The 13,383-nt window shown below is 38.5% G+C and carries 10 protein-coding genes; 7 read left to right on the top strand and 3 right to left on the bottom strand.

The features are described from left to right. Window positions 1–22: 22 nt before the first annotated feature. Together BG04_RS04505 and BG04_RS04500 are read right to left on the bottom strand one after the other, a co-directional pair. On the bottom strand, window positions 23–1,375 hold the full coding sequence (locus tag BG04_RS04505) for a C4-dicarboxylate transporter DctA (RefSeq protein ID WP_016765231.1): 1,353 nt from the start codon (window positions 1,373–1,375) through the stop codon (window positions 23–25). A gap of 232 nt (window positions 1,376–1,607) precedes the next feature. After that, complete coding sequence (locus BG04_RS04500) at window positions 1,608–2,372, bottom strand: sulfite exporter TauE/SafE family protein (protein WP_025750122.1); 765 nt, start codon at window positions 2,370–2,372, stop codon at window positions 1,608–1,610. Between the two features lie 271 nt (window positions 2,373–2,643). Between BG04_RS04500 and BG04_RS04495 the strand changes: the two genes are divergently transcribed. The 6 genes from BG04_RS04495 (at window position 2,644) to BG04_RS04470 (ending at window position 10,331) form a co-directional block, all read left to right on the top strand. Next, window positions 2,644–3,918: an ATP-binding protein gene (locus BG04_RS04495; RefSeq protein WP_034649510.1), complete on the top strand. Its 1,275-nt coding sequence runs from the start codon at window positions 2,644–2,646 to the stop codon at window positions 3,916–3,918. 147 nt (window positions 3,919–4,065) lie between these two features. Further along, a complete protein-coding gene (locus BG04_RS04490) occupies window positions 4,066–5,082 on the top strand; it encodes a LacI family DNA-binding transcriptional regulator (protein WP_034649513.1) in 1,017 nt (338 codons plus the stop codon). 56 nt (window positions 5,083–5,138) lie between these two features. Then, window positions 5,139–7,259 (top strand): amylo-alpha-1,6-glucosidase, encoded by a 2,121-nt coding sequence (locus BG04_RS04485; protein ID WP_034649515.1) that lies wholly within the window; start codon window positions 5,139–5,141, stop codon window positions 7,257–7,259. A 66-nt stretch (window positions 7,260–7,325) separates the two neighbouring features. After that, window positions 7,326–8,567: an ABC transporter substrate-binding protein gene (locus tag BG04_RS04480; RefSeq protein ID WP_034649517.1), complete on the top strand. Its 1,242-nt coding sequence runs from the start codon at window positions 7,326–7,328 to the stop codon at window positions 8,565–8,567. A gap of 23 nt (window positions 8,568–8,590) precedes the next feature. Then, window positions 8,591–9,493: a carbohydrate ABC transporter permease gene (locus BG04_RS04475; protein ID WP_034649519.1), complete on the top strand. Its 903-nt coding sequence runs from the start codon at window positions 8,591–8,593 to the stop codon at window positions 9,491–9,493. A 16-nt stretch (window positions 9,494–9,509) separates the two neighbouring features. Beyond that, window positions 9,510–10,331 carry a carbohydrate ABC transporter permease gene (locus BG04_RS04470; RefSeq protein WP_013058617.1) on the top strand — a complete coding sequence of 274 codons (822 nt, stop codon included), beginning with the start codon at window positions 9,510–9,512 and terminating at the stop codon, window positions 10,329–10,331. Window positions 10,332–10,670: 339 nt separating this feature from the next. Here BG04_RS04470 and BG04_RS04465 read toward each other — a convergent pair whose 3' ends face one another. Continuing rightward, complete coding sequence (locus tag BG04_RS04465) at window positions 10,671–11,573, bottom strand: TetR/AcrR family transcriptional regulator (RefSeq protein ID WP_034649522.1); 903 nt, start codon at window positions 11,571–11,573, stop codon at window positions 10,671–10,673. 264 nt (window positions 11,574–11,837) lie between these two features. On the opposite strand from BG04_RS04465, the gene BG04_RS04460 reads away from it, so the two are divergent. Beyond that, window positions 11,838–13,361: a DHA2 family efflux MFS transporter permease subunit gene (locus BG04_RS04460; protein WP_034649525.1), complete on the top strand. Its 1,524-nt coding sequence runs from the start codon at window positions 11,838–11,840 to the stop codon at window positions 13,359–13,361. Window positions 13,362–13,383 lie beyond the last annotated feature (22 nt).

The following is a 13,383-nucleotide window of genomic DNA, read 5'->3' as shown; positions in this document are numbered from 1 at the left end:
TCTCGGACAGGAAATTTTTTTATTAAAATGCTTTTTCATTGGCGGCTGGAATACTCTCTGGGAGAGAAATTGCAGCATTTTTGGGCTGATACGCAATTTTTCCGTCCAGCACATCATTTGCTTTTTGTAGATCTAGTAAATTTTCCCATCGCGCGATAATAAAAGCAGCTACCGCATAACCAATAATATTAACTGTAGTCCGGTAATTCCCCATAAAGCGATCAGGAGCGAGCATCAGAGCAACGGCTGCTACCGGAATGGAGCCGGTTGCTGCTGCGGTAGCAGAGAGAGCAACAAAAGCTGATCCTGGAATACCAGCCATTCCTTTAGACGTAAGAAGAAGAACACCAAGCATTAAAAGCTGATCAGTGAGGCTCAAATCCACGCCTGTTGCTTGTGCTAAAAAGACGAGGGCAAGAGACAAGTAGATGGAAGCACCGTCTAGATTAAATGAATAGCCTGTAGGTACAACAAGGCCAACGACTGCTTTGTTGCATCCTGCTTGTTCGAATTTATCCATGAGCTGCGGCATAACGGCTTCAGTGGAACCCGTAGCAAATGCCAGCATAATTTCTTCTCGTATATATAGAATGACTTTCCACAAACTTAATTTTAAATAGATTCGTAAAATAACAGCTAAAACAAGAACAAATGCTAGACAAGCAATTGTCATAGCGATAAATAGCTTTCCGAATGCAGCAAGTGTTCCAAGACCGTACTGACTAACTGCAAATGCCATGGCACTAAACGTGGCAAGAGCCGTTAATTTCATAATGTATCCCATAATTTTAAACAATACATCATTTACTTTCTCCAATACATTTAAAAGGGTCTCTGCTGTTTTTCCGCCTATATGGACAAGCGCGATGCCAAACAAACAAGAAATTAAAAGCACTTGAAGCATGGAGTTACTTGAAAAAGCACCAACTGCACTATCTGGAATCATATTAAGAAAAAAATCACCTTCACTCGGAAGTTCGGAGCCGTTTGTCTTGGCGTCCACTTCGCTTGTGTTTAAGCTTGAAGGATCAACATTCATACCGGTGCCCGGGTTCATTACGTTTGCTACTAATAGACCGATCAATAGAGCGAATGTTGTGACAATTTCGAAGTAAAGAATGGTTTTTCCGCCGATACGCCCAACTGTTTTAATGTTTCCAACTTTGGCAATTCCAACAACGACTACTCCAAAAATAAGAGGAGCAATCAGCATTTTGATAAGCTTAATAAAACCGTCTCCAATCGGTTTCACAGCATTTCCAAAGCTTGGCCATAGATATCCTACGGCTATGCCAAGTACAATTGCCATCATAATTTGAAAGAAAAGACCTTTATAAAAAGGTTTTTGCTTACTTTTTGCCGCTGTTTGTGTCATGTGTTCTCCCTTCGTCGTACAATTTTTTGGATATCACAACAGATGTTATGTTTTTTTACATTTTAACGTAAGGTTGTTTGAGGTGTCATTGGTCTCTTTGACTAAAATTCAATAAAAATATTAGTTGAAGTGTATAAGAAGGGAAGTGAGTGGTTTAAAACATTATTATTTTTAATACAAATCTTTAAAAAAACTAATAAAAAGCACATGCAAAGGCATGTGCTTTTATTTGTTAAATTAATTTAATTCCGCTAATTAGAATGATGGTTGCCATAATGGCTTGAAGCGGTCTTGAAGGCACTTTCGTTGATAAACGGCTTCCGATTAACACACCTGGAATAGATCCAGTTAATAGGTTAGCAGTCAACATGTAATCCACGCTTCCAAAGCTTGCATTTAAAATACCAGCCACCGTAACGAGAAGAAACGCATGTGCAATATCCGTTCCAACCAGCTCAGATGTTTTTAGCTTAAATAAGTACAGCATCGCAATCGCAAATAATGAGCCCGAACCAATCGATGTTAGTCCGACAATGAATCCAAAGACTACGCCAATTCCGATTGTTAATCCTTTTTTCTGATTTAAGTCCATTTCCTGAAACCGATTTGGGCGAATTAATTTATCAAAAAAGACGCGAAAGATAATTGAAATGGCAACCAGCGTCATGACATATCCAAGAGCGTGCTTAATAATCGTTTCTTGATGCTCGTGAAAAGATGGAAATGCATGAAGTGTGACAATAGCCAGCACAGCGCTCGGAATACTTCCAAAGGCTAAATATTTTGCTAATTTAAAGTTAATGGTTCGCTGTTTGTAGTGCTGAGCGACTCCGAATAATTTTGTGATAGAATTGTAGACAAGATCTGTTCCTACAGCAATGGAAGGGTTGATGCCGAGTACAATCAGTAAAGGTGTTAATAAAGCGGCACCTCCAACCCCCGTTAAGCCTACAAGGGTTCCAACGAATAATCCCATTAGGGTAATTGATAGTTCCATATTTCGTCCTCCTACTCTCAAAACCAAGTACATTGATCTGATTATAGAGCATTGTAGCTCATATGTAAATAAAATTCTGAATATTTTTAGTGGAGTTGAAAAGGTTTTCTTAGCCTTCACTATTTTAGGGAACGGACGATAAAGTCATAGGAAGTTATAAAAAAGTAAATAGAATACGTTTATTTATCTATGATTACGCTCTAATTTGTGTTACAAATGTAAATGCAATAAAAGAGTTTATTTTTATCTCATTTGAAAGACCGGTGAATGCATGAGTTTTGTCACGAAAGATTTGTTAATTAATTTTTTATTTATTTTATTGGCGCTGTTTTTAGTGCAGATGTTTTATTTAATCAAGTATGCTAAAAAAATTCATTGGTGGAAAGATCGTTATATCGCGGTATTTCCGATTTTAGCCATTACCTTTTGCCTTTTGTTTCCCGTTAACGGAGCTTATGTCCCGGATGACTATCGAATGGATCTACGAAGAATTCCTTATATTTTAGGAACGTTATATGGGGGCTGGCCGCTTGGAAGCTTGCTTTTTGTCTTTATTTTACTGCTGCGCTTGCTAATTGGCGGGTACGATGTAGGGTTTTTATCAACATTAATCGCTCTTCCGATTTTATCCATTCCTTTATTTTTCATAACAAAATACTTCTTAAATTTCTCATTAAAAAATAGAATTATCGTAAGCACCTGTCTTAGTATAATCGGTTCTTTATTAGCTATGCTTGTATCTATTTTTGTCTTGCACGTAACGAGCATTCCTATTAGCGTGTGGGTTCAATTCGCGATTTTAGATGTAGCAGGCATGTTTGTAATTACCATACTGTGGGAAGCGATACGGGCAAATTTACTAGTGCTGCAACGCCTGATGAAAGCAGAGAAACTAGAAATTGTCAGTCATTTAGCTGCCAGCATCTCTCATGAGGTGCGAAATCCTCTAACGGCAAGCAGAGGATTTATGCAAATGCTGCAAGAAGATGAAAAAGAACCTGCTAAAAAACGCTACATTTCAATTGCGATTAACGAACTAGACCGCGCAAAAGAAATCATTGATGATTACTTGCTGTTTGCCAATTCTGCACCAGAACGAAATGAAAAAATGAATATTTCAGAAGAGATTCATCACGTCACCCATATTATGACTCCTCTTGCAAATATGAATGGAGTCGCGATTGATTTTACATTTGATGAAGAAGTGAAGTGCTTCGTTATGGGAGAAAGAAGAAAGCTTCAGCAGTGTTTAATCAATTTATTTAAAAATAGTATTGAAGCGATGCAAAACGGAGGCACGTTAACTATTAAAGTAGGAAAAGAAGGCGGAGCTGTTATCGTGGATATTATTGATACGGGCTGCGGCATGACACAAGAACAAATCAACCGGCTAGGCGAACCGTATTTTACAACAAAAGAAAAAGGTACCGGGCTTGGAACGATGGTATCTTTTAGCATTATTCATTATATGAAGGGCAAAGTGAGTGTGTCTAGCGTAAAAGGAAAAGAAACGTGTTTTTCACTTGAATTTCCACTTTGTGAATAAAGAGCAGCCTTAGGGCTGCTTTTTTTATACGCAAAAGTTTTAGAGATAGATAAGAGTAAACTGATTATTAAAAAAAGTATTGAATTCAATAAATGAAAGCGTTATAATCTATTTAAAGTTATCCGAAACGTTTTGGAGGAATTTTAGGTGACAACGATTAAAGATATAGCGCGAGTTGCTGGCGTATCTGTAACAACGGTGTCTCGGGCTTTAAATGGTTATTCAGATGTAAATGAAAAAACACGGCAAAAGATTGCAGCCGTAGCAAAAGAGCTGAACTACAGCCCTAATACGTTAGCTCGAGGACTGGTTATGCAAAAGTCAAAGACTATTGGACTATTGGTTTCAGGCATCAGTAGAGAAAGCGTAAAAGATAATTTTACATTTGAAGTGCTGTGCGGTGTAAATGAGCGAGCATCTACTTTAGGGTATGATTTGATTTTATTCAATACAAACACGATGATGCAACGAGAAAAAACATATACCCAGCTTTGTCGAGAGCGAAGGGTAGACGGGGCAATTATTCAAGGTATTAAGAAAGAAGATCCTTATTTAAAAGAAGTAGTAGAAAGCGATATCCCTTGTGTTTTAGTTGATATTCCCGTTCATTCTAATTCAGTGGGCTATGTCACGACTGATAATGCCTTGGGAGCTAAAAAAGCAGTTGAACACTTAGCGAGTCTTGGTCATCAGCATATCGGGATGATTAACGGACATGAAGACGCATTTGTCAGCCAAGAACGTCTCAACGGATACAGAGAAGCGCTCAAAGAATGCGGTTTGTCGTTTCATTCTGAGTGGGTTGTAAGCGGGAATTTTGAAGAAAAGAAAGCAGAGAAAGCTGCCCGGGAGCTTATAAATCGGCATAAAGAGGTCACTGCTATTTTTTGTGCAAGTGATTTAATGGCACTTGGAGCACTAAAAGCATGCAAAGAACTTGGCCTTCAAGTACCGAAAGATATTTCGATTGTCGGATACGATAATATTGTCCTTGCCTCTTACTCGTCTCCAAATTTGACGACTGTAGGACAGGAAGTATATCAAATTGGCTATCAAGCTGCAGATTTACTAATTGAGATGTTAGAAGGAAAAGAAACAAATATGAAGCGTTATCTTGATACAAAGCTGATCATTCGAGAATCAACAGCTAAAAACCACAACTAGTGGTTTTTATATAATGTAAAAACCGAAACGTTTCGGTAAAACTTAGGGGGATGAAAATGGATTACCGTGTTATTAAAGAAAATGACTTATTTTTACTGACTGATTCAGCAGGAAATATCAACGAAAACCATCAGTATGGTTTAGGATTATATATGAAAGATACGCGTTTTTTGAGCAAGTTTCATTTGAAAATTAATGATGCAGATCCTGTATTATTGACCTCAAGTGCAGAGGAGAATCTATTAGCCACAATTCTTCTTACTAATCCGCATATGGAAAAAGAAGGAGAGCTTGTACTATGGCGAGAGTCTTTAGAAATAGAAAGAAAACGCTTTATATATGGAGGGGTTTTCTATGAAAAAATAAAGTTAAAAAGCTATTTTCCTAAAAAAATTGCTTTTACATTAAGTATGCAAGCAGATGTCGATTTTAACGATATGTTCATCGTAAGAGGTTTTCAAACTGGAAATGTCGGAAAACGAACGGGGCAAATAAAAGGAGAAAGCAGCCTAACATATACATACAAAGGAGCAGATGATATCAAGCGGGCTACACGGATTCTTTGGGATAAAAAAGCTTCATATGTGGATGAGCAAGGAGAGATTACATTTTCTGTTGAACTCAATCATCAAGAAGAAGAAGAAATTACATTAATGGTTCAGCCGCAAATGGGCGAAGACACCAATGAGGATATTTTATCAGCCGGTGAAGCATTTAGTTTACTACGCCAGTCATATAAAAAATGGGGAAAATCTTCTACAAAAGTAACAACCGATCATCCGACAATGCAGCGTCTTATTACAAGAGGACTTAACGACCTGCGCGTACTGCTAACGGACGTAGGATTCGGTGTCTTTCCAGTAGCAGGGTTGCCTTGGTTTGGCGTGCCATTTGGAAGGGATAGTCTAATTGCAGCGCTTCAAATGCTGGCTTTTAATCCCGAAGTAGCAAAAGGAACGCTGCGTACGATGGCAGCGTATCAAGGAACGGCAAATGATCCATGGCGTGATGAACAGCCGGGTAAAATTATGCATGAAATACGTTACGGGGAACTTGCTAACACAAACCAAATCCCTTTTACGCCGTATTATGGAACAATTGACGCGACGCCATTGTTTTTAATTTTATTAACGGAATATGTAAAGTGGACGGGAGACTTGGAGTTTGTACAAGAAATGCAAATGACTATTGATGGAGCTTTGACATGGATCAACGAATATGGGGATCGAGACGGCGATTTATTTCTTGAATATCATCAAGAGTCAAGTAAAGGAATTGCTAACCAAGGTTGGAAAGACTCAGGAGATTCTGTTGTCCATCGCAGCGGTGAATATGCAAAAACTCCCATTGCTTTAGTGGAAGTACAAGGCTATGTATATCAAGCAAAAATGGGTATTGCTTCTTTATATGATCAGTTAAACAAAACAAATGAAGCAAATAATTTACGTGAAGAAGCAAAGCAGCTGCGTAAAAAGTTTAATGAAGCCTTTTGGATGGATGACGTATCATTCTACGCAATTGCACTCGATGAACATAAACATCAAGTAGGAACAGTTACGTCAAATCCAGGTCATGTACTTTTAGCCGAGATGATGGATGAGGAGAAGCTGAACAAAGTAGCAGAAAGGCTAGTATCAGAATCTATGTTTTCGGGATACGGTATCCGCACAATGGCAGAAGGGGAAGCAGGCTATAATCCAATGAGTTATCATGACGGGAGCATTTGGCCGCATGATAATAGTTTAATTGTTCTTGGTTTGAGTAAAGCGAACAAGCAAACAGAAGCCAATAAAATTATAAAAGGGCTGGTTGATGCAGCTGGGCATTTTGAATACGACCGCCTTCCAGAATTATTCTGCGGCTATTCAAGTAAACTTGATAAGCCTGTTAAATATCCCGTTGCTTGTTCACCTCAGGCTTGGGCAGCCGGCACGCCTTTAGCTTTCGTGCAGGCGATGCTGAGACTGTTTCCTGATAGTACAGCAGGTACGATACAGATAAATCCTGTGCTCATAGACGATATGAATGAACTCTCTGTAGAAAACCTTGTGATTGGCAGTGGAAAACTATCATTAACGGTTAAAAAAGAAGGAAGCGAAACTATTATTTACGTGAAGGAAAATACGACAAAATACGAGCTTCTATCTCAATGTAAAGTAAGAGCTCATGTAGGTTAATTCGACTGCGGCTTATTAGGCGTCACTTAATAAGCCGCAGGTCAATGAAATGAAAGGAGACAACCGATGAAGAAGTGGATACTTGCTTTATGTCTGCTGCTGGCAGTGACCGGAGCAGTTTTAACTGGATGTTCAAACGTACAAGAAGTTTCTGGGGAAAATGATCGGGTCGAAATTGTGTTGGCCGGCTGGGGAGGCAACCCAACAGAAACAAAGCTGCTTAATCAAACTATTCAAGACTTTGAAAATCTTCATCCTTCCATTCATGTGAAGCATGAAGTAATCACTGATCAATACATGGATATTTTAAAAACACGTTTAATCGGTGGAAACGGTCCAGATGTTTTTTATCTGGATGCACTTGAAGCGCCTGGTCTTATTAATACAGGAGTTTTAGAACCTTTGAATTCTTATGTAAAGTCTGATTTTGATGTTCAAGATTTTGAGAAACCATTATTGAAAGCGTTTCAAAAAAATGGAGAGACATATGGTTTTCCAAAAGATTACTCCACATTAGGCTTATTTTACAACAAAAAGCTATTTAAAGAAGCAGGAGTAGAAGTACCAAAAACATGGGATGAGTTTGAAGAAGTTTCAAAAGTATTTAAAAAGAAAGGGATTCAAGCGTTTGGGGTCACGCCGGAATTAGCACGTGTCTTTTATATGGCGCAGGCAAACGGAGGAGACGTGGTAAAGAACAATAAGGCAAATTTTGCTACGAAAGAAGTCGTTGACGCTCTTCAGCCGCTCATTGATCAGCATTTAAAAGATAAAACGTCTGTACAACCCTCTGATGTAGGCGCAAACTCAGGTACGGACATGTTTGCACAACAAAAAGTGGCTATGGTAATTGAAGGGAATTGGATGATTCCGTTTCTACAAGAGTCCTTCCCAAAACTTGATTACGGTACAGCAGAAGTTCCGACAATAAACGGTCATAAAAATACGATGGCATTTACGGTGGCGTATGTAATGAATGCTGACTCGAAGAAGAAAAAAGCGTCTTGGGAGCTCATTCAGTACTTAACTGGTAAAGAAGGAATGGAAACTTGGACAAGTAAGGGGTACGCATTGCCAACAAGAAAATCCGTAGCGGATAAACTTGGTTTTGCTGAAGACAAAAAACGAGGTCCATTAGTAAAAGGAGCTGCTTATGCTACTGTCTGGCAAGACGGTCCGTATTTACCTATTATCATGAATAACTTTAATAACCAGTTTTTAAGCGCCTTTTTGGGACAAAGTGATTTAGAAACAGCTTTGAAAAAAGCACAAAAGCAGGCAAACCAAGAGATTAGTATTTATGAATAAGACTAGGCGGGGGAGTGGAGGAAATGAAAAACAGAAAAATACGAACGTACAAACCTCGTGATGTTGGGCAAGGATATGCTTTTATGTCACCTACACTGTTTGTGCTTTTGTTATTTGTTATTGCACCTATTTTTTACGCCATCTTTTTATCTTTACATAAAGTTCAATTACTGGGTGGGACTGAGTTCCATTTTCGAGGGCTTGAGAACTACATGAAGGTTCTGGAAGATGACAAGGCTAAAATTGCTCTTTGGAATACGGTGAAGTATGTAGTAATTGTTGTGCCGGTACAAACCGCATTGGCACTTATACTGGCTGCCACATTAAATGCAGGGCTAAAAGCAGAAAAAGTTTTTCGTATTATTTATTTTTTACCAACGCTTACATCATCGGCCGTATTAACGCTTATTTTTATGTGGATGTACAATCAAAATGGGATTGTGAATGAGTTTTTAAAGTTTATCGGTCTCCCAACTTACAATTGGCTTGGAGATCCGCAGGTCGCTTTGATTGCCATTATGATTATGAACATTTGGGCAACAGCTCCATTTTTTATGGTTATTTATTTGGCAGCTTTGCAGGACGTACCCGATTCGCTGTATGAAGCAGCTCAGTTAGACGGTGCTAATGTGTTTCAACGATTTTGGCATATTACAGTTCCGAATCTGCGTCCGGTTACATCTTTCGTGGTGATCATGGGACTAATTGGCACGTTTCAGCTGTTTGATCAATCGTTTATTTTTTCAGGAGGTTCAGGGGGACCTAATAACTCGACTCTAACTGTTGTTCTTCTTATTTATCAATATGCATTTAAAAATTTAGGAACCATGGGATATGCTGCAGCACTAGCCTTTATGTTGGCGCTCGTGATTTTGGTGGCAACGGTTATTCAGCGAAAGTTTTCAAAAGAAGAAAGTATGTACTAAGGGGGGGAAGAAAAAGATGAAGAAAAAAACGGGGGTCCTCATTTTATATGCTATTTTAAGCATATACGCACTGATTACGCTAATTCCATTTATTTGGGCGCTGTCAGCTTCTTTTAAAACGCTTGAAGAAATTGTGTCAGGTACGGTGAACTTTATTCCAAAACACTTTACGCTAGACAACTATAAACAAATTTTTGTGGAACAAAAGCTGTTCCCGCGCTGGATGTTTAATAGCTTATTTATTGCTGTAGTAGGAACAGCACTGAATTTGCTATTTAACTCAATGGCTGGTTATGCCCTTGCACGCCTCAGTTTCCCGGGAAAGAAAAGTTTGTTTATTATTATTTTAGCTGTGCTTATGATTCCTGGACAAGTAACCATGATCCCTAATTTTTTGATTTTGAAAGAGTTAGGCTGGTTAAATACCTATCAGGGAATGATTGTACCCGGAATGGTAAATGCGACTTTTATATTTATGATGCGTCAATTTTTTATTAATTTCCCAAAAGAGCTTGAAGAAGCAGCGGAGTTGGATGGGTTATCGAAGTTTGGAACATTCTTCAAAATAGTCCTTCCACTTGCAAAACCTGCCTTAGCAGCACAAACGATTTTTGTATTTATGGGATTTTGGAATGATTTTATGAAGCCTTTAATTGTGATGTCTGATGAAAATATGTTTACATTAACTTTAGGGCTTAACACATTTAAAGGTCAGTATATCAGTTATTGGAACTATATTATGGCAGCTTCCATGGTTTTTACACTTCCCATTTTACTCATTTATGCGTTTTTTAATAAATATTTTATTAAAGGAATCTCGTTTACTGGAGGAAAATAAAAAAGAGGCTGGGATAAAAATATTTTAGTTAGAATTATAAACGAACGATTAATTAAAAAATATTAATCGTTCGTTTTTTGTTATTATGATGAACGTGAATTTCATATGTTTAGTCGCTTTTAGCGGTTGATGAAAGGGCAAGGCGAAGACTCCTGCGGGAAAAGCGGAACAGGTAAGGCCCCGCAGAAGCGTACGCGACGAGGAGGCTCACCGGCCGACCGCAGAAAGCCAAGTCTTGTACGGAAATCAACAGCGGTGTAACAAGTAACTTATACTAACTCCTTTATTCAATTTATTCGTCTTTAAATTGGATGGATTTAGTTACGTCTTAATCTCTTTTTAATGACGTTCACTCACATACTGATCAATCATCGTTTGCAGTTCCTCTAGGGTCGTTTTACTGTTGTTAACAGACAGCTGCTTTAACGAATGAAGAGCACTATCCACAACAAACTTGCGGGGATTTGGCTGTTTAAACAGCTCTTCTTCAATAAAACTAATAAGCTCTGTGCATTTTTGACGTTCGAATTCATCCGTAAATTGTTTGTGCAACTGTTTTTTTAAATCGATAAGTGCTGCAGAAATGTCCTGTTCTATTTGATGTTTAGTATTCGGGCAAGATGGAAGCCATTCTTTAATCGTTTGCGGATCGAGCAAAATGTCTCCTGAATTTGCTACTTCCTCTACAAGAGGAAGCAGGCGCTTGACACTGTAGCTTATGATCTCATGGGGGTCAGTATTTGTGCCGTTAACCATAAAATTATAGTGAAAGTTGCGATGAAGCATGCCAAGAAACATAATTGCACAATCTAGCAGGTACGGTTTCTTTTCTTGTCCAAATAAATCAATGAACCGTTTGTAAACCCAGTTTACTTCAATAAACTGGGTGTTTTTTATGTATGCTTTTAAATCGGGATCATTGGAAACAAATACTTCTTCAAGTAATGTAAAAAATTTATGTTTATGATGGTTTTTCATCTGTGCATCAATCTGTTTAACAAACACATCTACATCGGTCAGGCTTTTACCAACCAGCAGCTGATTTCGCTCTTGTTCAATTGTTGTATGAAGCCAGGTAAAAACAGCGATTAATAATTCATTTTTTGAAGAAAAATAGTTGTAGAATGTTCCTTTTGAAATGCCGCTATAATCAATGATGTCTTGAATAGATGTAGCTTGAAATCCTTTTTCAACGAAGAGATGGTGTGCATTTTTTACAACTTGCTGTTTTCGGTTGTTCATTATTATCACCTAAATATAAAATTAGACTCATGGTCCAACTTTATGATACATGATTTAAAGCGTTTACACAAATGTTCTTTTCAAAAAAAAGGCGATATCACGACAATGTATTGATATAAAAGGATTAAAGGACTAAAAAAGTCGATAAAATAAAGGACATGAACGCAAGATTTTTCGCTTGCATAAATTGAACTCACAGTATAATATACTCTATGTAGAACGTGTGTCTAAAAAAATGAACTTAAAGTATAAGGAGGTACAATAATGAGTCAATCGATAAATCAAATGGAAAAGCCGCCTTATGGCATAATTGCTATTTTGTTAATTGGCGCTTTTATCTCATTGTTGAATGAAACGTTATTAAACGTGGCGCTGCCGTCTATTATGAAAGACTTAGATGTGACAACGTCAACTGTCCAGTGGCTTTCTACTGGTTATATGTTAGTGAATGGTATTATGATTCCAACTACCGCTTTTTTAATTCAGCGTTATTCTGTCAGAGGCTTATTTTTAACGGCTATGACTTTATTTACAGCAGGAACAATACTTGCCGGTGCTTCGCCCGTATTTTCGGTCTTGTTAACCGCTCGTATTATTCAAGCATCAGGCGCAGCCATTATGATGCCGCTTTTAATGAACGTATTGCTCACAAGTTTCCCATTAGAAAAACGCGGAGCTGCGATGGGGATCTTCGGTTTAGTTATGATTTTTGCTCCGGCAATTGGCCCTACCTTATCAGGGTGGCTGATTGAACACTATGAGTGGAGAATGCTGTTCCACCTTGTTACGCCAATCGCGGCAATTGTATTAATAGGTGCTTTCTTCCTATTAAAAGACAAAAAAGAAAAAGTGGAAATCAATTTGGATTTTTTATCTCTTTTGTTATCTACAATTGGATTTGGAGGACTTCTATACGGATTTAGCTCAGCAGGAGATAAAGGCTGGGATTCTGTGGAAGTATACGGCACCATTATCGTAGGAGCTGTGGCGCTGATTTTATTTATTACGCGTCAGTTCAAGCTAAAAACACCTATGCTTGAATTCCGTATTTTTAAATATCCAATGTTTGCTTTATCGTCAACGATTTCAATGGTAATCACAATGGCGTTATTCTCAGCCATGCTGTTAATGCCAATATATGTTCAGACCGTGCGAGGCATTTCTCCGCTTCACTCAGGATTACTAATGCTTCCGGGTGCGCTGCTAATGGGTGTGATGTCTCCGATTACCGGAAAATTATTTGATAAATTCGGAGCGCGTGCACTGGCTGTAACGGGTCTAACGATTACAGCCGTCACGACGTATTTCTTCAGTAACTTAGAGCTTGATACGACATATACAACGCTCATTACGCTTTACACGCTTCGCATGTTCGGAATGTCTATGGTGATGATGCCAGTTATGACAAACGGATTAAATCAGCTGCCGCAGCGCTTTAATCCGCATGGTACTGCGATGAATAACACGCTTCAACAAGTATCGGGAGCTATTGGTTCGGCTCTTTTAGTAACGGTGATGTCAAATCGTACAGCTACGCACGCAAAAGAGCTTGCTCAAGATGCAATGAGCGGAGCAGGAGCAGCGAATGCAACGGCAGCCGGGGCAGCTCAAATGAAAGAACAAATTGGGATGCAGGCAATGGTACAAGGAATTAACGATGCGTTTGCCGTCTCAGTAGTACTAGTGGTGGTTGCCTTAATTCTTTCAGTGTTTATGAAACGCGCCACGCCGGCAAGTGAAGATGAAGTGATAAAGGAAAAAGCAGGACGCGAGCAGTTTGCTAAATAAAAAAGAAATCCCCGCTGAGACA

Source organism: Priestia megaterium NBRC 15308 = ATCC 14581 (assembly GCF_000832985.1).
GTDB lineage: Bacteria > Bacillota > Bacilli > Bacillales > Bacillaceae_H > Priestia > Priestia megaterium.
The sequence above is the reverse complement of the archived record's forward strand: the minus strand, read 5'-3'. Positions and strand labels throughout refer to the sequence as shown.